This window comes from Mesorhizobium sp. M4B.F.Ca.ET.143.01.1.1 (assembly GCF_004792275.1).
Taxonomy (GTDB): domain Bacteria; phylum Pseudomonadota; class Alphaproteobacteria; order Rhizobiales; family Rhizobiaceae; genus Mesorhizobium; species Mesorhizobium abyssinicae.
Map to the genome: position 1 here is coordinate 1 of NZ_SRSR01000307.1, position 297 is coordinate 297.

Here is a 297-nt window from a genome sequence, read left to right on the forward strand (position 1 = left end):
CATGACATGCGCCCGCTCGATGCTGAGATGATCGAGCAGCGCGGCCGCGTCGGAAGCCATCTTTTCCGGCGTGTAATCGGCCTCGTCATAGCTCTTGGTCGACGAGCCATGGCCGCGATGGTCAAAGGCGATCGCCCGGTAACCCGCGTCGTTCAGCGTCTTGAACCAGCCCGGCGAAACCCAGTTGAAATAATGGCTGGAGGCAAAGCCGTGGATCATCAGGACGGGATCGCCCTGCCACGATGCCGGCTGGCGATCGAGGAAGGCAAGTTCAAAACCGTCATGAGAACACAATTG

General features: G+C 59.6%; 1 protein-coding gene. It reads right to left on the reverse strand.

The annotated features are described in order from the left end of the window. On the reverse strand, positions 1–294 hold a 294-nt coding region (locus tag EN786_RS37110), incomplete at its 3' end, for an alpha/beta fold hydrolase (protein WP_135910197.1). Positions 295–297 lie beyond the last annotated feature (3 nt).